Raw genomic sequence first — 20,310 nt, 5'->3', positions numbered from 1 at the left:
CGTCCGGCCTTTCACTTGGGTAGAATTGCTTATTGGTCGGCTTTCAAAATTACTGCTGCGACCGCTGCGGCGAAGGTATCAGGGCCACATGTCCCTATAATGTGAAGTGGTATTCCGAGTTCATCGCACACTAACTGCGCCTGAGCGCGCTCCGCGGCTAAGAACTTGATAGTGTGGTCAATATCCAATTCCCGGCTATCTCGTTCTCGTATGCGAGTCGCAATTGTATTAGCGTCCGCCTCCAGCAGCAAAACTCCATCGAGGCGAAGAGCCTTAAAAACGTCCGCAGCCAAAGGTGAAAATTCACCCTGAGCATCCAGCAACACAAAATGCCCGTCCAGCAGTAACCGAGTGCCGGCCTCATTGTGGCGAGTGACAGCATTCGCCAGTGCTATCTGATTGGCGTCCACATCACCGACCCGTTTATCCGTCCCCCAGTCAGGTAACGCGCGCTCCTCCTTGATCAGCTTACTGGCTGAGGTTTGCGTTAGACCTAAGGCCTTAGGAAGTTGAGAGGCTAGGAAAGTCTTACCAACACCATGTACACCCGCGACGAATATGTTCATACAGATCCCTCCGATGGAAACATGGCGCGCATTACGCGTGGGAAATCGTTAGGACCCAGATAGAGAAAGGACTGAGGTGGTGTGAAGTTCGCGAAAAGATCCTTCGGATCGACCTGAACTTCGGCGATCTTTATGCGCTGGATCATCACACCGAACGCAGTCTTCTTTCCTTTGACATAAGCCTTGAGTTCGTCATAGGTCACGCCGCCCCCGTTGGCATCTGCCAAGGTCCACAGACTCTCAAAGTCGCATTCCTCAATCCGATCGATAAAGGCTACTCCTACCAGCCTCTGCTTTGGTGCTGACGAGTACAACACCATGACGCCAATATCGTTGGACGGCCAGCTTCGACGTAACTCAACGCGCTTCGTCCCTGCAAGGATCAGGTCGGCGTATTTTGGCTTTATCGAAAGTAGGACAGCCCTACCGCTCGGTTGCTCGAATGATTCGGGAAAAAGACTCATCAGATATTTTCGTGATCGATTGAATGGGGCCCCTGACGATCCGCGAGCGCTTAAGGTCCGCATACTCTAGGGGGGGCTCGAAGTGACATATCAGACGGAATAGCATCACCTTGGTCTCAGTCCTGGCCATTTCCTCTATTTGTTCATCAGAGTACACGGTTCTACGGCTCACAATCTGTGCGATATCGTCAGCCGCTTCCGACCACTCGTATCGCTCAACAACACCCAGTGTCGTCAGCGCACGCATGTCGCGACTGCGATAGAACATTACGACATCGCCTGGACGCGGCTGTTTGCTGGGGGTGTGACAAAGATATGCGAGTTTGATCGCATTGCTGACATGCCTTTGCGGATGGTTACCAGGCAATGAATGCCCTGGACGCTGATAGTCCGGGAACAAAATGTCGTGGTACTGAGGCTGAATTGGCACTATAAATTTATGGACATAATCACCGCCCATGTAATGCGGATAATAGCGCTGGACGTACTGGAACGGGTCCATCTGCAGCGGAGGCGGGGCGACAGGATGCGCTTTTACGTAAACTGCGTCCCCTTGGTAAAGCCCCTCGTAGCGAAAACCGAAGTCTTCAATCAGTGTGATCAGTTGTGACTGCTGAACGTTGTTAGCGTGCAGAAAAATCGACTCACATTGGTGGTTTGTCGCGTACTTGAAGGCAGCCCGGAGAAACAACTCTCCGAGTTTCCTTCCACGAACGGTTTCGCCGACCTTGAACGTACAGAGCTTCAATGCCCTGCCGACAAGCACCTCACCATCGTCCGTTACAGCCTGGTCGGCCTGAACAGCGTAAATACAGATAGCCGCTATAGCCTGATGAGCGTCTTCGCGATAGACCCAAGCACGACGCCCTTCCATGGCCTTCCGACGAAACCAATCGTTAAAACCATCGTAGCCCGCACGGATACTGTCGAAGAATGGCACAGCCAGTTGGTGGGTCAACGTATGGATTTCAACGTCTTCAATGTGAGGGAGTCGCACCTCACCAGGCTCATGGAGCCGACGCAGCCAGTCGTCAGCAGTCTGGATGAAGTACACGCGGCTACTCAGTCCGCGTGCCCGCGCCTTACGGTGCAACCCCTGATCCTCGGTCACCAAAACGTGCGCTGCATCATTCTCTAATGCGTAGAGAATTTCATTGTCACAAGCGTCGTTTACCGAAGTTTCAGGCGAGTTCCATGGACAAGCCGGCCCAGCCTGCAGTTGAGTGTACTGACGGAGCCTGGCCAAAGTGCGCTCGCGCCGAGCCTCATCAGTGTCACGCCTGATGTCCGCGGCTGACGCAGGGTGGTAAAGCAGTTGGTAGCCGTGCGCACTGCACAACCTAACGAAGTTTGTAAGACTGGGCTGCAGTACCACCATGGAGTCCTGAAGCGGGATCAGGATGTTGGTGTCTAACAAGAAACGAAGACGCAATGCCAAGGATGCCTCCAGGTGGCGCGGTCTAATGCACGACATTAGCTGTCGAACACGAGGTTACGCCCGTTGACTACTCTCGCCACTCAACCCAAGACATTGCTGATGGACTGATGTTATTTAGCCACGGAGTCTAGGCAGACAGCCGGTAAACCGCAACGCACATCGCTGCCGAGCCCTGAATAGAGAAAATACAAGCAGTCGGTCAGATGGAGCGGGATAACGCAGCGTTCGAAATCTAGATGATCCGCTTGTCCTCGCGGGTCCATCCAAGCAGGGCTGCAAAGCCGCCCTGCTTGGATGGACCTCACTTAAAAAATCTAAAGCTCACGCAACTGTCTGTGGAAAACCACTGATTTCCACCGGTGGATAATTTCATCCACAGCCGCAGAACTCCCGGAAATTCGAGCCTTGACCCGAATTATCCACAGGCGTAGAAAAGATCGGGCAAAGCGCTGTCGTTGACAGCAACCCAGGTAGCCAGAACCTTTAAGGCTACGCCACACGGTGGTGGTTCTCCCAAAGTGCGATTAGCGTCCGGCGGCTCGCACGGTCACAGCGATGTGATGGATGCCTACTTTTACCAGTGTGCCCACTGCGGCAACTCACCCCCTTTCATAGCTGCCCTGCAGCAACCTCTCCGCTTGGCCATTCCCGTGCGCCAACCTGCGCCCGTCTCTTTCTCCCAGAAAGAGACGGGCGCTCCTACCACTGCTGCAGCCCAACTCGTACAAGGCTTTGCGGCATTCCCCCTCGTGACAATCGGCGTGACAAACACCGAAGTCACCAGCAACAGCGCTGCAGATGATGGTGCCGCAGTCCACGGAATGGACTGCACCTGACTGACAGTCAGGTATGCCCCGGTCATCGCATAGCTGCCTTCACCCAACTCAGGATCTCGCGGCGCCGGTCTCGTCAGCCAGTACAGCCTTCACCCGCCCACCGCTCGGTGCTCAGGAGGCCAGATCATGAGATACCCAAGCTCCCGGTCGTAAGGAGCCGCCAGCCCCGCGTTAGTGGACAAACCTCACAGGTCGCAGGGGCCTTGATCCCTGATAACACTCAACATTCTTGGCGGGATGACGTGGGGAAGGTTTTCAGAGCTTGGCTTCGAGAGGAGTTTGATCATGGGGTTGGTGGGTAAACGAGAGGGGCGGAATTTTGGATATGGGCGGCAATTGAGTTATGCCGGACCGCAGGCGTTGCGCGATCTGTTTGGCGGTGGGCATTACGACACAGTGAAAGCGCACAGCGATCGATGGCAGGCGTTTGTACGCTGGTGCCGATCTGAGGATGGACCGGGGGTTAACGATGCGCGACAGATTGACCGGCAGACGTTGCTGGATTACGCCGGACATTTGCGTAAGCAAGTTGAACAAGGTGACCTCGCCATCGCCACTGCTCAAAACCGATTGTCCAGTGTGAACCGAACGATGGCGGCACTACGCCGTGATCGGTATGTGGAAGTGCCCAGCCCGAGCAAGGCTTTAGGACTGCAGCGGACTACCGTCCGCACAGCAGACCCGCAAGGCCAGAATCGTGAGCAAGTGATGTGGGTTTTCGAGGTGCTTTGCGAACAGCACCCCCGTGCGGCCTCCATCGCCCTCTTGGCGCGAACCACCGGCATGCGCTTGCGCGAGGCCGTCTTAGCCGACCTGTCGCGTCTAAAACGTGAGGCCGAACACTACGGCAGGATCAATATCCAAGATGGCACCAAGGGTGGCCGCTCGGGCGCATCGGCACCTCGCTGGATCTGGGTGAATGACCATATTCGCAAAGCGCTCAGGTACGCCGAACAAGTCTCCCCCACCGGCAGCCGCAATTTGCTTGCGCCTAATGAAAGCTACCTCGATTTCCAAAAGCGAATTGTCCGCCCGGCACGAAACATCCTCCATACGCACAACCTCAAAGGCTTCCATGAATTGCGCGCAGCCTATGCATGCGAACGCTATGAGCAAATTACCCATCACCTAGCGCCCATCAACGGGGGCTTGTGCCGCCGACTCGCCCCGCAACTTGATCAACTGGCACGCTCACAAATCAGCTATGAATTAGGACACTGTCGAATCGACATCGTATCAGCCTACATTGGTGGTCTAACATGAGTAAGCCATTCGATATGGAGTTGTTCCTTGCAGGCGTCCTGACTGGAGCACATGCCACACGCAAACGCCACACCCGCCAGGCAAAGACTATTCAAGCTGCAATTTCTGAACGCTGGAGCCGAGACAATCCGTGGACTTGGCAGCATAAGCACCTGGCATGGTTTTTAAACTATAAATTAAGGTGTAGCGCTAAGCCAACTAGATATTACTACTTACTTACTATTAATCTTATCGCCTTACACTTAAACAAAGACTGGAAATTTCATCACATTAAAAACGAATGATGTAGACCTAACACCGATTTTTATCAGTCCACAATTAACACTAGGAAACTCAAGTAACGAATAGATTAACTGACAAACTGATTTTTTGGAAATAAAACAACTCTACGCGAAACCTTTCTCGATATCTGTCACGCGCCTCGCCAGCGCATGACAAAACGAAAAAAATGTGCTATGTTTTCCGGCAAGCTCCGCGCTTCGCTTAAAAGTATCAGATTCAATGGGGAACAGTGTGAAAATCGTATTATTAAGGAATATCGCGCATGATGGAGTTTGACGATATTCTCCTGCAATATGGCGGAGATCCTGCGTCCTTATTGCGATTTGACAGCGACCGCCCCGAACTACTTCCCTATGCGACACTTACTACCGCAAGAAGATCGGACTCTCCTGAACTTTCCGCACTACGAGGTGTGTATGAATGGCAAAGCAGCCCTCTTTTTTTCTTGGTAGATGGTAGTCAGCTCGAGAATGACCCGCTAAAGCTACTTAGAATTCGCCGCCTTGTGGCTATGCGTGGAGACGCCCCATATCTGGCTGTTGTGAACCCCGGAAGCTTATCAATATACCAAGTTACTTTAGACAGCGATCTTGCACAAGCTTGCGTCCCAGTCAGCGAGAATCGCGAACAACAACAAATTGTCATCCCTAACCTAGCAAATACAAGACCGCAGACTTCAGCAAATCGTCGATGGATTAGCGATGTTATTCTTAGACTTCTAACAGCGGCCCTAAGCGAAATGTCCGTGCTAGGGGTTGCAGATGGGGATGCTATCTCTCTAGTTGGACGCGCTTTATTTGTTCGTTTTTTGGCTGACCGTAACATCCTTCCCGAAGCGGTTTGTGCGGTTGCGCCAAGTGGTGCATCTACACTCTTTGATTCTGCAATGACTACGACAGCAATATCTAGCTGGCTCGATGAGACATTTAATGGGGACTTCCTCCCTATTACAATAGAATCAATAAATTCGGCCCCACAAGATGTTTTCCGTATACTTGGCCATATTTTGCGGCGAGCACCTGAAGGTCAACTTCAGCTAGACTGGCGCGAAAAATGGGATATGCTGGATTTCGCTTATATCCCCGTTGGCGTTTTGAGCCAGGCGTATGAGCGATATTTGTCACACCATCAACCTGAAAAACAGCGAAAAGAAGGTGGATTCTACACGCCGCGACACATAGCAGAGCTAATGGTTCGCGCGTCTTTCTCAGCACTAGCACGTGAAGGACAATGCCATAAAACTCGTGTACTTGATCCCGCAGTTGGCGCAGGAGTTTTTTTGCTTACTGCTTTTCGACAGTTGGTTGCTGAACGCTGGCACCACGATCAAAAACGACCAGACACAGAAACACTGAGGGAGATACTCTATAATCAGATTTCGGGATTCGATATAAATGAGTCTGCTCTACGTTTCGCAGCGCTTGGCCTTTATCTTATTTCTATCGAACTAGATCCGAATCCTGAACCAATCAAGAAATTACGATTTAAAAATCTTCGTAATTCTGTACTTTTTAAGTTTGGAAATAACATTGAGGAAACACAGTGCTCAGGCTTAGGAAGTCTTGGAGACGATGTTGGGAAGGAACATATAGGAGCCTACGACTTAGTCATCGGAAATCCCCCTTGGGCGACCTCAACAAAACTGTCAAACTGGTCCTCATTAGAGAATAAAATTTCGGGCATTGCGCGAGAACGACTTCGCAATCCCCAAGCCCGCGCACCTATTCCAAACGAAGTTCTAGATTTGCCATTTGTCTGGCGAGCCCTCGAGTGGGCGCGTCCCAGCGGGCAAATCGCTTTTGCACTTCACGCTAGGCTTTTATTCCAGCGCGGCGAAACCATGCCAGAAGCTCGTAACGCTTTGTTTGGATCATTAGATATTACAGGCATAGTAAACGGCACCGAGCTAAGAAAAACTCGCGTATGGCCAGAAATTACCGCACCCTTTTGCCTACTTTTTGCTCGAAATGCCGTACCAAGCCCCGGCGCCGGTTTTCGCTTCACAAGTCCTCACCTTGAAGGTCCACTAAATCAGAGCGGCGCCTGGCGGATCGACGCTTCGAATGCCGAGATTGTGTCCATAGAAGACGTGAGGCGACGCCCTGAACTCTTGAAAATTTTGTTCCGAGGTACACGCCTGGATTTAGAGCTATATGACCGAATAGCTTCAAAAGGCTTTCCAACTTTGGAACAATATTGGTCCGACCGCTTTGGCACATCTCGAGGCCGTCTGAAGTATACAGGGAATGGCTATCAACGGTTGAGAGACAGTAGTCAAGCGAGTAAGTCTGGGGATGGACTTCCTGGCCTCTCAGCAGTTTATCTAGAGGATCTTCCTGAAGTACCGAATACACCTCTACTTGGGATGCTGCTAGCACCGGCTGACTTTGATAAATTTAACAAGCCTAGGGTTCATCGTGGACGGCCTAGAGAACTGTTCAAAGGGCCACTTCTGTTAGTACGCGAAGCACCTCCCGTTAGCGCCGGTAGGATTAAAACTTCAGTTTCGACAGAAGATGTAATATTCAACCAAAGCTATCATGGCTATACCGCTCACACGCACAAACATGGCGAGGAGCTTGTGCGCTTCCTAGCCTTAATCATAGGAAGTAAAATTTCGCTCTGGCACGCTTTAATCACCAGCGGCAGATTTGGATTTGAAAGAGAAGTTGTAGAAAAATTCATCATAGATGAGTCTCCTGTGCCAATCTTTGAGGAACTTACAGAGACCAATCGTAAAGCCGTGTCAGAATTATTCAATATGCTCGTAGCTAATGACAGCGAAGCAAGTTGGAAAAAAATTGATCAGTGGGTTGGCTCGCTATTTGGTCTTAGTTCGGATGATATTGAGACAATAACCGATACGCTCGAGTATCGCCTCCCATTTTCTGTGAATGTCAAAGCAAGTCAGCAGCCAGCTAGCCCTGCACAAAAAAACGCATTCAAAGATCGCCTGGAACTGGAACTTAAACCCTGGGCTAAACGCTTCGATCAAGCATTAAGCATTCAAAAAATTACGACTCCACCAGCATCCCCATGGAGTTTCCTACAAATTGCTCGAAACACCATTCCAGATGATTCGCGAAGCAATAACATTGATTGGATGCAAGCCATGCGACTTGCTGATGAACTGTCCGCAACCGAGATCATATACACCGACAAAACAAATAATACTTTGATACTTGGTCGACTCAACCAAGCTCGATATTGGACACCAAGCCAAGCACGGCTTACAGCAAGACGTATTATCTGGGATCATGTCTGCTTTCTCTCGGGCCAGGATGCTCTATGAAAAAATCTGCAATCAGACCACGAGAAGATCAAGTAGCAGAGCTCACTCGAGGCCAAAAACTTCCACTCGACCCAATTGCAAATATACATCTTGATATTATATTTGAAACACTGAGCCGAGTTTGGGATCAGCTGAAGTTTGAGAAAAATCAGATTTTAGCGCATGGGAGCGAAACCGAAATAAACGCGATCATGGAGTCACGTTTAAATAATCTTTGTACTATAGACCCATTTTGGTCTCAGCTCGTTACATCTGTCGTACGTGGGAAAGAGTCATTAAGCTACGACGGATCTCATCTTGAAAAGCGCCCCGATCTCTCAATTTTTCTGACAGGTAAACATCCTTCATTTCCAATAGTTGTCGAATGCAAAATCATTGACTCAACGTCAGGTAAAGGTGTTGATTTATATTGTAAGAACGGGATTTCGCGCTTTGTTGTCGGAGAATATGCGTGGGCGAATCGCGAGGCTGTTTTGATAGCTTACACTCGAGACTCGTCGACTATTGATGAGCATCTTACTCAGATTCTGGAAAGTGGCACACAGCGAAAACCGGATCCTTGGCAAACACATCGACTCCCAGCTAGACCGACTACATTTCGTTCTGCTGTCTCTTCGAGCCACCATTCTCGTAATTTCATTTATTCAAAATCCATCTCGGTGACGCCTCCTGGCGCAATAGCCCTCTGGCATCTATGGTTGAATTCAAAATAAAAAGGTCAACGCTAATTAGCTTTTAAACAAATTACCGCCACCTACCCAGCTAACCGACCAGCAGACTTTGAACAAAAATAGGAACTATCAATTTCCGACCACGATATAGCCTTCACGCACAAGGGTAGTTCTAGAGGTAGTGAAACCGAAGGATAGATATTAGCTATTTAAAAACAGTAGCTTAGCAACCGATTCGACTCCTGGTGCCCCATACAAAACAAAGCCCTCGCAGAAATGCGAGGGCTTTGTTGTTTCTGGAAGGATTCAAATCTCCTGAAAGCTGGATGAAGGCCAGCATCGCCTCATCAGCATCGACAGCCAGCGTTGCTCGACCGTCTGCTCGTTACAATTTCACGTCGGTGCAACGTTGACGGTCTCTTACACCTACCTATAATTCGTCCCGACACACCCGCCAAGCCTAGGTTGAACCAGTCAGCAAGCTCAAATCGTGCGGGTTTTTTTTGCCTGGAGAAAACTACATGAGGCCCTTCGACAAACCGGCTTAGCGTAGAACAGCAATTGGAATGATGCTGGCCTACCTAACCGACTTGATCAGTCCAGACAGCCAGTGGAAGCCTCGCCTGGCCGAAATCATGGATCAGCAAGAGTTGGATTATTCGAGACTCATGGGATTTCCAAATGGCTGGAAACGTCAACAGCAATGGGGTCTAGCGTAAGTCTGGCAATGGCGCAGAGAGGAGGAATTGATATGGATATCTCAACCGCACAAAGCATCAAGCTCGCCATTGTGTCGGCAACCGGACTGTCAAAAGACGCGCTGCATATCTATTTGGGCATGGCGGTCTATTTAACGTTGTCCGTTGGCATCCGGCGATTCAGGCCATACCTTGGCTGGCTGGTTGCTTTCATCATTGCGTGCGCTGGCGAGTGGGTAGATCGGCGAGACGATATTGGAAGCTTCGGATACTGGCGCTGGCAGGCAAGCGCTCACGACGTTCTCAACACATTGTTTTGGCCAACGGTGCTAACACTGCTTTGGCTTTTAAAGTGCCGCAGTAAAGCAAGCGTACATCCGTAAGACTCTCGCAATATGCTCTGCCTCGTGGGGCCATCCAAACAGGGCTGAAAAGCCGCGACGTCAACTACCAGCCCCCTCAAGACCGCTCTGGGTGTGCTTAAGCCAAAAGTCGGCGAACCAGGAGCCCAGCTCCGATATCACTCCACCCTACTCCTGCTTTGCCAGCAGAAAGGCTTTGAGGTGTTGAATCACCTGCACTGGTTGGTCTTCATGAACATACAACTTGGCCTTGTCGATGCTGATAAAGCCGGCCAGGTTGGCAAAGCTTCGGCTCATCTCAATGGCATACGGCTCAGGGAAGGTATCGTCCTGCCGCCCCCAGATCAGCAAGGTCTGTGCCTCGATCTGGCCATGAAGACGGCTCAAGGCATCGAGCTGCGGCCAATCGAGCACTGCGATAAAGGCGCACCGGGCTTGCTCCATGCTCTGCGCGGATTGGATCAGCGGCGCGATAAAGCGCCGATGAAAGCTGCCGAGCAAGTGCTGGTGATCGTAGAGCGTTCCGCCAAACCCCCGCTTCGAACACAGATAGGCAGCACTTCTTAGCTGGATGCGAGCAAGCGCGCCGTATCCCGGTAACCAACGCGCCAGTTGTTTGTACAGACGCTGGTTGGGTGCGCGATGCCCGGGTATTTCGCTATTGAGCAGAATCAACTTGGCCACGCGGCTGGCGTCCCAAAGTGCAAGGTAGCGGGCAGCGATACCGCCGCTGTCATTACCCAACAGGCTATAGCCCTGCGCAATGCCCAAGGCCGCAAGTAAACCCTGGAGCAGACGCGCCTGGCCGGCGGGGCTCAGATCATGTTGGGTTGACCAGGCTGTCATGCCTGCGCCAGGAAGATCCGGCACAATGCAACGAAAGCCTGAGGCAAGCGCATCGACCAACGGCGCAAAGGTATCGCCATTAAGTGGCCAGCCGTGCAGCATCAGCAGTACCGGACCTGTTCCATAGTCGCGATAACCAAAACGCAGCCCTTCGATACTGATGAATTGATGCGGTGCGGCAAGAAAGCCGCTGGCATATGCATTCATTGTGCTGCCTCAAGTGCTGTGGAGTTTCGGCCAGTGTAGTGGCAGCCAGGGCGAGCGACTTGTAAGAACCAACTGACTTGAGGACACCGTGCAGAATTTTTTGATCCTGGGCAATCAGCTCACCCTGTATGTCGGGCCGCTACCCGACATCAGTCTCCATCGACATAGCGCCAGCGCTCTATGCCTGGGGTTACAGGCGCCGATTCAGGCACGAGGCACCGACGCAAGCCCATGGCAGCGTTACGATCAGTTATTCGTGCCAGCAGGTGTCGAGCATGCTTTGGCGTTTGCCGGGCAACCTGTGGCGGTGTTGTTTTTTGAGAAACAGAGCCGCCTCTACCAGCAGTTGCTGCTGCGTTACAACCTATCTACCGAGCACTTGAGCGATCCCGGGCCGAGCGCTGGCAACTGGCTGACGGAACTCAACGGGTTGACGGGCCGCGATGTGCTGGAAGGCGAAGCCCTCCTCGGGCTAATCGCCATGCGCTTGCTGCCCGATACGGGCGAGTCGAACCACGCAGACCCACGGGTACTCAAGGTGCTGGATGCGATGCAGGCGCAGCCCCAGCGCAATTTCACCACCCAGGAACTGTCGGCCCTCGTTTGCCTGTCGCCAAGCCGCCTTTCTGCACTGTTCAACCAGGCCATGGGGCTGCCGCTGAGGCGCTACCGGGTGTGGCTGCGTCTGCGCGCGCTGGTCAGTTTTGTCAGCCAGGGGCTATCGCTAACCGAAGCCGCGCAGATGGCGGGGTTCAGCGACTCAGCCCATTTCAGCAACAGTTGCCGCAAGCTATTGGGGGTCAAGCCGACTGACGTGCTTGCTGGCGATGATCTACGCATCCTCTTTTCCAACCGTCTGTGAACAGCCTTTAGGATCCTCGCTACCTGTGTCCGGTCCTGTGTCACTCCTGCCCACCGAACTTCAGAGAAATTTTAACTCGTTGTGGAGCGGCCAGCCGCTCTCGCCCCCTACGGATCAAGGCTACGTCATCGCTCATCAGGGCCGACTTAGAGGACAATTGGCCCTGACCTAAACCTCACCCGCCACCATCGCGCCACGATTGCGGCTTCCCCAATCGCCCGCTACTCTCCAACCGTCGCTGCCAATTCAGCGACCGGGCGTAGGAAACCCGAAGTAAATCAAGGCGCATCAGCTGCGCCTCGCTTACTATTGCAGGCGCTTTTTTTGTGTCTGCGATATGCGTTATGGCGGCTGTGCGCGGGACACCTTCGGGTGTGCCGGGTGCCTTGATTCCCGGTTTTCCTACCCCGTGCATGGCCGCCACCCAATCCCGTAGGAAAGGACGGTTGCGGCTCTCACAGTCAAGGAGCCAGACAATGCCAAATCCGCAAGACCTCAAAACCCCAGGCCTAACCCCCTTCTGCTACCACTCCGACCGCCCGCTATTCCGCGTCAACAGCGGCATACCCATCGGCGAAGCCCTGTCCCACGCCTCCGACCTGCTCCACGTTGCCAAGGTCCTGGCCGAGGACGCGGCGATGATTCGCAGTACGGATCGGTATGCCTGGGCGTCGTATTATTTGCAGGATATGAGCAAGGCCGTCATCGATGATGTGGTGAAGGTGCTGGAGGCGCCGGGGAGTAATCCGGCTTAAGGGCCGCAGGCGCAATGCTGCTCACGAGCGGGGCAGCGTTGGGCTTTCCTCAGTCACCACGAAATAAAGAAGGGCTGCTGCGCAGCCCAGCGGGAGCAAGCTCCCTCGCCACGGGCTCATCTAATCATTCCCCCCGCCGATAGCCTCGAATAAGGGCATTGCCTGTTCCAAGGCTCCGCTTGCGCTCAACTACACTTCCCGGAATTCCCCCGCTCCAAGGAGCAGTAAGCGATGAAAATCCGCACCAAGGTCATAGGCTCGGGGTTGGTCAGTCTTTCTTTTGCGCTGTTGCTCGGCGGAATCGGGTTGTGGGGTTATCACTCTATGACCCAGGCCTTGGTGCAGAACGAGACCAGTATTTCGGCCATGCGCAAGCACATGGAGGCGGACATGATGCACGACGCCATTCGTGCCGATGTGCTCGCCGCCCTGCTGGTGAAGCCGGGGGATGCCCAGGGGGCAAGGGAAGTGTTGGAGGCGTTCGATGAGCACACGCAGCGAATGCGCAAGGTCATCGCCGAAAATGCCGAGGCGAAGTTGCCGGGAGATGTCGCCAAGGCGATTGGCGAGCTCAAGCCACAAGTCGAAACCTACATCGATAAAGCCAAGCAAGTCATTGGCAAGGCGCTGAACGGCGCCCAGGATGGCCAGGCGTTGCGGGCGGAGTTCGACGGGGCGTTTTCGGCGCTGGAGGAGCGCAACGAAGCGGTGAGCGAGCTGATCGAGAACCAGGCGCAGTCATCGCGTGAGCATCAGGACCACAGCATTCACACCTCGGAGCGCTGGCTGATCGCGACGTTGCTGGCCACTTGCGTGGCGCTGGCGCTGTTGTCGTGGAGCCTGCTCAAGGCGGTGCTGACGCCGCTGAACAAGATCATCCTCAATACCCAGGCGATTTCCCAAGGGGATTTGCAGCGGTCGATGGGCGCTCAAAGCAAGGATGAGTTGGGTCAGTTGCAGGGCGTGATCGAGCAGATGCAGACCAATCTGCGGCAGATGATCGCCACGATCCGCAGCCAGAGCGATGAATTGCACGGCACCTCCCAGAATTTGGGTAATACGGCGCGGCAGATTGTGTCCAGCGCCGATCAACAGGCCCAGAGCGCGACCAGCATGGCGGCGAGCATGGAGCAGATGATGGCGAACATCAGCCAGATCCATCAGCACGCCGACAGCGCCCGGACGATTTCGGCGCAGTCCGAGCATTTGGCGAGCAGCGGTGGCCAAGTGATCCTCGGGGTGGTGGAAGGCATGAACCGGATCGCCGAGGTGGTCAACCAGTCGTCCAGCAAGATCACGGCACTGGACGCCTCATCCGAAGACATTCATTCGATCATCCAGGTGATCAAGAGCATCGCCGAACAGACCAACTTGCTGGCCCTCAACGCCGCCATCGAAGCCGCTCGCGCCGGTGAGGCGGGCCGTGGTTTTGCTGTGGTGGCCGATGAGGTGCGCAACCTCGCGGCGCGCACGACGCAGTCCACCCAGGAAATCACTGCGATGATCGAGCGCATCCAGTCCAGCGCCCGGGACGCGGTGGCGAACATGCAGGCCTGCGTCAGCCGTGTGGACGAAGGCGTCAACCTGGCCCAGCAGGCCGGGGTGTCCATCAGCGAAATCCGCACCGGCGCCCGGCATGCGGCCGAAGTGGTGGAGGAAATTTCCCAGACCATTGCCGAGCAGTCCAAAGCCAGTGATGAAATGGCCCAGCGTGTGGAGTCGATTGCCGAGCAGTCCCGTGAAAACACCCGCTCCATTCACAACCTGACGCAAACGGCGGATCAATTGAACGATGCGGCGGGGTCGATGCAGGCTTCGGTGCAGCAGTTCAAGATTTGATCAATAGACGCTCTCGTGGCGAGGGAGCTTGCTCCCGCTAGGCTGCATAGCAGCCCTTCAGTCCCTGATCAGCAGGCAAACGGTTTCGCTTCCAGCCTGCGTAAAATCTTATGCTAAATTATGGCTCGGCAATAATTATGGCTAATCCATAAAACAGGATAATTGCATGAGCAGCATTTTCCAGCGCCCGGAACTGGCTGAAAGCATGGCCAACCAGCTTCTCAATCCTGGGGTTCTTGACGAAGGTTTGCGTTCGGGCCTGTTTCTGTCCGGGTTACGTAGAACCGGTAAAACGACTTTTTTGCGAAGTGACCTGATTCCAGCTCTGGAAAAAGAGGGTGCGCTCGTCATTTACGTGGACCTCTGGAGCGATACCCTCGCCAACCCGGCCACCTTACTGCATGACGCCATTCGGAAAACGCTACAGGAATTACAGACCCCTACCTCTGGGCTGCTTGAAAAACTCAAGCGAGTCGGCGGCGTCGATATGGGTGCGGCAGGATTCAAGTTCGGCTTCAAACTTGAAGGCGTCGGTGATGAGGCACGACGCTCGCGCAAGCGTTCACCGAAGTTGTCGATCAAGCCAAGACCGACCTAGTGCTTATCGTCGACGAAGTACAACACGCCATTGCCTCTGAAGACGGTAACCAGATGTTGCTCGCGCTGAAAGCCGCTCGCGACGCCATCAACCCCCGACCCAATACCCCAGGCTATTTTCTGTTCATCGGCACCGGCTCTCACCGAGCACAGATCAGCGAACTCACAGCAAAACGTAACCAGGCTTTTTCCGGCGCAACTTCCACGGCGTATCCCGTCTTGAAAGGCGACTATGTCGAGTACCTGCTGAACCGCCTGGCAATGACTGTCAACCGGCACAAACTGCCGTCGCTTGAAGTCGCAACGGAAGCGTTCAATACCCTTGGCAACCGTCCGGAAGAAATGCTCAAGGCCCTCAGGCAAGTCTTGCAACAAGAGGGTAATCCGGACCTATTCTTGCCCGTCATCGCCAGTACCCTGCGTTCTGCCGCAGCAAACATCGAACTTGAGAAGGTTGAGCAATTGGGCAGTCTGGCTCAAGCCATCTTCAATAAAATCGCCTCCGCAGCGGGAGATGCCCGCGGTATTTTTTCCGTTGATGCAGCAGCAGAATACTCAAAAGCCGTGGATCGAGATGTTCGTATTGAAGAAATTCAACCCGTGGTGATCGCCTTGGTGGCGGAAAATATCATCATGCGTCGCGGGCATGGGATCTACGCGATTACAGATCCGTTCGTTCAGGAAATATGGCTGGAAGAACAAGCGTTGATCGCGGCAAGTTGATTTACAGACGGGGGCTGCTGCGCAGCCCAGCGGGAGCAAGCTCCCTCGCCACGAATTGATTCCTGTAAGGAACACTGCCGATTCTGCCGGGTGCTTTTCTATTCCAACTCACACCTGACTCACTTCAAACACAAACGAAATCTCCCGCTTCTGGGCGCTCCAGACATACCGAATATGTTTACCCTGCACCGGAATCGAAACCGCCGGCGGGCGAAACGCGGCCACGCATTCGTGGCCGGGCAATCGGACGCTGTTGTACAGCAGCCCCCACGACAGGGTTTCACGCAGTTGTCGGGCGAACACTTGGGATGGACCGTAGGCGGTAGGGTCCGGGTCGTGGAGGTGGGGATAGTCGTGGCGGATGTCGTGCAAGGGTTTGACGACCTTGTTGACGTAGGTGCGCATGGTCAACTCAAGGTCGGGCTCGTTGGTCGCGCCGAGGAATCGTGCCTGGTGGTAGCAGGTTTCGGCAATGGCCGCTTCCTGGCTGCTGGCGGCGTAATAGACGCCGAAGGTGCCGTCGCTGAAGCGGCTGCTCTTGCCGATGTGAGTAAACGCCGCCATCACCGGCGAGGAACCGGGCCCGGAAATACGGTCCTCGGGGCGTACCCGGGACAGCACACCAGCCTGTTCCATCAGCCGATCATTGGTCAACGCTTCCAGGGCGTAGGCGGTGGGCAGGTCTTCAGGGTCGAGTACGTCTTCAAACAGCGAAATCGGCGGGAAGCTGCTGTTGACGATCCGATAGGCCCGTTTCCATTGCGGGTCCGCCAGTGGTGGCACCATCAGCCGCGCACTCCGTCGAGGTATCGCCGCACATCAGCGATGTCCACCACCCGCCCGGTCAACATGTAGGACAGCGCCGACTGGCCGTTGAACGGTGCCGCAGTGTTGGGGCTGCTGACCCACTGATAGGCACGGTCCCGGCTGTTGCTGAAGATAATGCTCAGCGCTTTGTGAATGCCCATGAGGTAGGAAATACGCTCCAGCGTATCGCGAGGCAGCCTCACGTTTTCCGGCAATTGTTTGTACTTGTAGAAGGTCGTATTTCCCACCTTGCCCAATAAGGTGCGCTGCTGCTCGACGCTGCAACCCCACAGCGCCATGAGGTTGAAGAAAAACTTCAACGCGACTCGACCCGCGTCCGGGGAGTCCAATTGCTGTTGAGCATTGAGGGTGATCGAGGAAGTCGCCATGGGTTTGGGCTCCTTTGTAGCGGGGTGGTGCTTAGAGGATAGTACAGATATGGATTATTTTTAAGTTTTTATTCATAAGTGAACTACAAAAACCCCTATTTGAACAATTCGGCATGACTGCCCAAGTCAACAAACGTAACCAGATTCGGGCGTGAATGCTCATAAATCAACAGAAAGTCACCGCCAATATGGCACTCTCGAAATCCAACCCAGTTACCAGTCAAGGCATGATCCATGTATTCGCTCGGTAGCTGCTCACCCAAAAAAAGCATGACCATCACATGACGCACTTCATTCATATCGCGCCGCCCTGCCCGTTTGTAACGCTCCCAGGATTTTTTGAATTCAGACGTATATGCACATTGCTTCGGCAATTCAGCGCGCTTTTGCTTTTCTCCCGGTTTCGCCATCAGCCTCTCTCAGCATGTCGTCTATCGAGTTGAATCGTTGACGGATATCCCGTGCCTCAATCATGGCCCGGGCGGTCTTGTCCGAAGGCACTCGTATCTCGAATGGAAGCCCCTGAGTCTCAACAACCTGGCGCAGGAAAAGACGCATCGCGTCGCTAACACTCAATCCGCAGGCGTTCAAAACCTCGGTGGCACGAGCCTTCAAGTCCTCATCAATGCGGCAACGCACGTCGGTGGTTTTTAATAATGCACCCATGAAATAAACCTCATCGCTAAATTTGTAGCTACATTGGCGCTACCTCAAAACATTGTGGTGGGACTGCCGCCATGGGTCAACGTCAGGTGGATAAGCGGCCTTGCATGGATAACGGCAGGTTTGGCATCGCCTGTATTAAGGGGCGTATTTCAACCTGAGTTTCCAAGGACGGATATCAGAGCGATCAGCCATGATGTTGGGAGTGTTCCGAGACTCACGCAGGATTTTTCGCAAGACAGTCCACCTTTGACCCTGCTAACTGATCCCGGCCAGCAACGACTGGGCAAAACCCCCAAATCCCGCATAAGCTCCAATCATCGCCTCCCGGCGCTTTTTGGCACAAAATCGCGACAAGCGTGGCAAGGTGCATGATGATAGCCAGCATGACCACCTGGCCCGGTTCAGGTGCACAACAATAGCGAGCCCACTTAAGCAGAGGGCATTACCTCATGGATAGCAGAACCCTACGCAACCTCATGCGTATCGTGCAGACCGGCTCGTTGTCGGCAGCGGCCGAGCATTCGTGCCTCACGGTGCAGGCGTTGGCGGCGCAATTGAACAAGGTCGAGGAGCAGTTCGGTTTCCGATTGTTCCGGCGCTCGAACAAAGGCCTGACGTTGACGAGCCAGGGCTCGGAACTGACCCCCTTCATGGATCAGGTGCTGATTGCCACCCGGCAATTGGAAGAAAAAGTCGCAGCGCTCAAGACACCGCGACAGCGCACGCTCAAAGTGGCGCTCAATACCACCCTCCCGGCGGCGTTCAACCGGCGGATGATCGATCGGTTGATCGCGGTGTTTCCCCAGTATCAGCTGGAGTTCAGCTACGCCGAGTCGATGGAGAACCTGAGCAAGCTCAGGAATGAAGATTTTGACCTGGCGATCCTGATCGGGCAGCAACAGGGTGGTTTTACCAGCATCACCATGCCGGATGTGCAGGTGCGGGTGGTCGGTGCCCATTGTGGCGACGAGGACGATTCCCTTGGCCTGCTCGGTGACAAGTTTCAGGTGCGTCCGGCAGAAGAATGTCCGTATTCCCACAGCTTCCTGCGTTTTCTCGACGCTGGCCTGGGCGAATACGGGTCGAGCCAGCGCATGGTCTATTCCTGCAGTGAAACGCTGACGTTGTCGCTGATCACCCAGCTCGACGGCCTGGGCCTGGTGTCCCGGGAGGCTGCACTGGGCAACGGCCTGGCGATTTTCCCGGACTTCGAGGATTTCCTTGAGGTCCGCCTGGCGGTGAACAATCCCGAGTTATCTGGGCAGGCGCTGCACGATGTGGTGGACCTGAGGCTACAGGAGCGAGCCGAGCGCGATGTACGCCGCCGTGCCCAGCGCCACACTGAGAAACAGGTTGCGGCTGAAATACGCACATAACAGCGTCGGGATCGCGGCATAAAACTCAGGGCGATCGAGTTGTATCTGCTGGTCCTTGATCAGCAACGGGGTCAGGCTGATGGCAGCGACGATTGCCACGGGCAGGTATTCCAGGGCACGGGCGACGAAGGGCGGCCAGTGGTCGGTATTGATCTGCAGCGGCAGGGCGCGCGGCAGGAAGGTCACGGCCATCATCAGGACCACGACCAGGATCAGGAACGTTTGGTCAGGCATACGCCTACCCCGCAGCCAACGAACGTGGCAATGAAGACATTGAACGGCGAGCTGCCCAGCAGGCTCAGCCCGCCCATGCAGACGACAGCCGCCAGGGCCGCGATCAGTTTGTTGCGGGTGTCGCACAACGAAACCAGCACATAGAGCATCATCGCCGTCAGGGCATAGTCGAGTTGGTATTTGATGAGGTGCGCCGCGTATTGCGCACACACTGCGCCCAGCAAGCCACCGAGCACCCAGGATGTATGGCAGAACAGGTTGAAGCCGACCAGGTAGCGCACGCTCACCGGCGCACCGCTGCCAAGCTTGACGCTGTGGAACGCGAATGACTCGTCCGTCAGCCCCGCCGCGTAGCACCAGCGTTCGAAACGACTGAGCCCCAGCGCGCGCAGGGCCTTGGCCATGTAGACCGACATCAGCATGTGCCGGGCATTGATCAGGAACGTGGTGAGCACGATGGTGGTCAGCGAGGCACCGCTGGAAATCAACGCCAGCGCTGCGAATTGCGAAGCGCCCGCGTAGACGAACAGGCACATCGCCACCGGCAACCACAGGGGCAGCCCGGCGTTGACCGCCATCAGACCGAACACAAACGAAACCGTGAAATAACCCGCTACCACCGGACTGGCTTCAGCAAAGGTACGCGAGGCTTGTGGTTCGACCGCCAGCGGCTGGCTGGAAGTCTTGTTCATAAATCCCTCTCGAAGGTGATTTCACCCCGAGGCTCACAGAACCCCTGGGCGGCCCAGAAACGCTTGCCGGCCAGATTAGCATCGTCGACGAAAAGGAACATGCGCAGCACGCCCACCCGCTTCATGTCTGCCGATGCCGCTTCGACCAGACGCTGGCCCAGGCCTTTGGTGCGATGCTGCGGGCTGACCGCCAGGTGATTGATCGTGCCGCGGGTGCCGAGCATGCCGCCGATCACCGCGCCCACCACTTCACCGCTCGCATCGATGGCCAGGTACGCGGTGGTGGTTTCCTGCAACAACACACCGCGCAAGAATCGGGCATCCTGCCATTCGCAGAACGACACTTCGTCGAAACCGCGAAAGAACCGCTCCAGCCGCTCGGCGTCCCGGACCATGGCCCGACGCAACAGGACTTGCTGCGTCAGGTCGTCCATGGGTTCGAGCC

The 20,310-nt window shown here is 54.5% G+C and carries 20 protein-coding genes and 1 pseudogene; 10 read left to right on the top strand and 11 right to left on the bottom strand.

From position 1 onward, the window contains the following. Window positions 1–29: 29 nt before the first annotated feature. From J3P85_RS01265 to J3P85_RS01255, 3 genes are read right to left on the bottom strand one after another with little or no spacing between them, the layout of a single operon-like run. Window positions 30–566 (bottom strand): ATP-binding protein, encoded by a 537-nt coding sequence (locus tag J3P85_RS01265; RefSeq protein WP_434704628.1) that lies wholly within the window; start codon window positions 564–566, stop codon window positions 30–32. Further along, complete coding sequence (locus tag J3P85_RS01260) at window positions 563–1,030, bottom strand: ASCH domain-containing protein (RefSeq protein WP_065946692.1); 468 nt, start codon at window positions 1,028–1,030, stop codon at window positions 563–565. The genes J3P85_RS01265 and J3P85_RS01260 overlap by 4 nt, the downstream gene beginning before the upstream one ends. Continuing rightward, the gene (locus J3P85_RS01255) at window positions 990–2,468 is read right to left on the bottom strand and encodes a GNAT family N-acetyltransferase (RefSeq protein WP_434704627.1); all 1,479 of its coding nucleotides are present in this window, start codon (window positions 2,466–2,468) and stop codon (window positions 990–992) included. Before J3P85_RS01255 ends, J3P85_RS01260 begins: the two co-directional genes overlap by 41 nt. 1,121 nt (window positions 2,469–3,589) lie before the next feature. Between J3P85_RS01255 and J3P85_RS01250 the strand changes: the two genes are divergently transcribed. The 5 genes from J3P85_RS01250 to J3P85_RS01230 all read left to right on the top strand — a co-directional run bounded on the left by J3P85_RS01250 (window position 3,590) and on the right by J3P85_RS01230 (window position 9,893). Next, window positions 3,590–4,567, top strand: coding sequence for an integrase domain-containing protein (locus tag J3P85_RS01250; RefSeq protein WP_434704626.1), 978 nt, complete (start codon window positions 3,590–3,592; stop codon window positions 4,565–4,567). After that, window positions 4,564–4,851 (top strand): hypothetical protein, encoded by a 288-nt coding sequence (locus J3P85_RS01245; protein WP_434704625.1) that lies wholly within the window; start codon window positions 4,564–4,566, stop codon window positions 4,849–4,851. Before J3P85_RS01250 ends, J3P85_RS01245 begins: the two co-directional genes overlap by 4 nt. Before the next feature lie 260 nt (window positions 4,852–5,111). Further along, on the top strand, window positions 5,112–8,141 hold the full coding sequence (locus tag J3P85_RS01240) for an HsdM family class I SAM-dependent methyltransferase (protein ID WP_434704624.1): 3,030 nt from the start codon (window positions 5,112–5,114) through the stop codon (window positions 8,139–8,141). Beyond that, window positions 8,138–8,854: a hypothetical protein gene (locus J3P85_RS01235; RefSeq protein WP_434704622.1), complete on the top strand. Its 717-nt coding sequence runs from the start codon at window positions 8,138–8,140 to the stop codon at window positions 8,852–8,854. Before J3P85_RS01240 ends, J3P85_RS01235 begins: the two co-directional genes overlap by 4 nt. Before the next feature lie 709 nt (window positions 8,855–9,563). Beyond that, window positions 9,564–9,893: a hypothetical protein gene (locus J3P85_RS01230; RefSeq protein WP_434704621.1), complete on the top strand. Its 330-nt coding sequence runs from the start codon at window positions 9,564–9,566 to the stop codon at window positions 9,891–9,893. Between the two features lie 147 nt (window positions 9,894–10,040). On the opposite strand, the gene J3P85_RS01225 is transcribed toward J3P85_RS01230, so the two are convergent. Further along, window positions 10,041–10,925 (bottom strand): alpha/beta fold hydrolase, encoded by an 885-nt coding sequence (locus tag J3P85_RS01225; RefSeq protein WP_434704620.1) that lies wholly within the window; start codon window positions 10,923–10,925, stop codon window positions 10,041–10,043. Window positions 10,926–11,013: 88 nt separating this feature from the next. Between J3P85_RS01225 and J3P85_RS01220 the strand changes: the two genes are divergently transcribed. The 4 genes and pseudogenes from J3P85_RS01220 (at window position 11,014) to J3P85_RS01205 (ending at window position 15,701) form a co-directional block, all read left to right on the top strand. Beyond that, a complete protein-coding gene (locus tag J3P85_RS01220; RefSeq protein ID WP_434704619.1) occupies window positions 11,014–11,787 on the top strand; it encodes a helix-turn-helix domain-containing protein in 774 nt (257 codons plus the stop codon). Between the two features lie 476 nt (window positions 11,788–12,263). Then, window positions 12,264–12,542 (top strand): DUF3077 domain-containing protein, encoded by a 279-nt coding sequence (locus J3P85_RS01215; RefSeq protein WP_434704618.1) that lies wholly within the window; start codon window positions 12,264–12,266, stop codon window positions 12,540–12,542. A 231-nt stretch (window positions 12,543–12,773) separates the two neighbouring features. Next, on the top strand, window positions 12,774–14,381 hold the full coding sequence (locus tag J3P85_RS01210) for a methyl-accepting chemotaxis protein (RefSeq protein ID WP_434704617.1): 1,608 nt from the start codon (window positions 12,774–12,776) through the stop codon (window positions 14,379–14,381). A 166-nt stretch (window positions 14,382–14,547) separates the two neighbouring features. Further along, a pseudogene (locus tag J3P85_RS01205) lies at window positions 14,548–15,701 on the top strand (ATP-binding protein). A gap of 108 nt (window positions 15,702–15,809) precedes the next feature. On the opposite strand, the gene J3P85_RS01200 reads toward J3P85_RS01205, so the two are convergent. The 4 genes from J3P85_RS01200 to J3P85_RS01185 all read right to left on the bottom strand — a co-directional run bounded on the left by J3P85_RS01200 (window position 15,810) and on the right by J3P85_RS01185 (window position 17,563). Then, window positions 15,810–16,487, bottom strand: a complete 678-nt coding sequence (locus J3P85_RS01200) for an RES family NAD+ phosphorylase (RefSeq protein ID WP_434704616.1) — start codon at window positions 16,485–16,487, stop codon at window positions 15,810–15,812. After that, window positions 16,487–16,897, bottom strand: coding sequence for an MbcA/ParS/Xre antitoxin family protein (locus J3P85_RS01195; protein ID WP_060739641.1), 411 nt, complete (start codon window positions 16,895–16,897; stop codon window positions 16,487–16,489). Before J3P85_RS01195 ends, J3P85_RS01200 begins: the two co-directional genes overlap by 1 nt. 95 nt (window positions 16,898–16,992) lie before the next feature. Next, a complete protein-coding gene (locus J3P85_RS01190) occupies window positions 16,993–17,307 on the bottom strand; it encodes a type II toxin-antitoxin system YafQ family toxin (RefSeq protein WP_058544980.1) in 315 nt (104 codons plus the stop codon). Next, window positions 17,273–17,563: a type II toxin-antitoxin system RelB/DinJ family antitoxin gene (locus J3P85_RS01185; protein WP_207963137.1), complete on the bottom strand. Its 291-nt coding sequence runs from the start codon at window positions 17,561–17,563 to the stop codon at window positions 17,273–17,275. The genes J3P85_RS01190 and J3P85_RS01185 overlap by 35 nt, the downstream gene beginning before the upstream one ends. 449 nt (window positions 17,564–18,012) lie before the next feature. Between J3P85_RS01185 and J3P85_RS01180 the strand changes: the two genes are divergently transcribed. Beyond that, window positions 18,013–18,939, top strand: coding sequence for a LysR family transcriptional regulator (locus J3P85_RS01180; RefSeq protein WP_434704614.1), 927 nt, complete (start codon window positions 18,013–18,015; stop codon window positions 18,937–18,939). Here the strand turns inward: J3P85_RS01180 and J3P85_RS01175 are convergent. From J3P85_RS01175 to J3P85_RS01165, 3 genes are read right to left on the bottom strand one after another with little or no spacing between them, the layout of a single operon-like run. After that, on the bottom strand, window positions 18,856–19,173 hold the full coding sequence (locus tag J3P85_RS01175) for an AzlD domain-containing protein (protein ID WP_122565219.1): 318 nt from the start codon (window positions 19,171–19,173) through the stop codon (window positions 18,856–18,858). The two genes, J3P85_RS01180 and J3P85_RS01175, sit on opposite strands and share 84 nt — an antisense overlap. Further along, window positions 19,152–19,865 (bottom strand): AzlC family ABC transporter permease, encoded by a 714-nt coding sequence (locus tag J3P85_RS01170; RefSeq protein WP_053117411.1) that lies wholly within the window; start codon window positions 19,863–19,865, stop codon window positions 19,152–19,154. The genes J3P85_RS01175 and J3P85_RS01170 overlap by 22 nt, the downstream gene beginning before the upstream one ends. Continuing rightward, on the bottom strand, window positions 19,862–20,299 hold the full coding sequence (locus J3P85_RS01165) for a GNAT family N-acetyltransferase (RefSeq protein ID WP_434704613.1): 438 nt from the start codon (window positions 20,297–20,299) through the stop codon (window positions 19,862–19,864). The genes J3P85_RS01170 and J3P85_RS01165 overlap by 4 nt, the downstream gene beginning before the upstream one ends. Between the last annotated feature and the right edge of the window lie 11 nt (window positions 20,300–20,310).

This window comes from Pseudomonas sp. Z1-12, assembly GCF_051132015.1.
GTDB classification, from domain to species: Bacteria; Pseudomonadota; Gammaproteobacteria; order Pseudomonadales; family Pseudomonadaceae; genus Aquipseudomonas; species Aquipseudomonas zanjanensis.
This window is presented reverse-complemented; position numbering and strand designations above follow the sequence as displayed.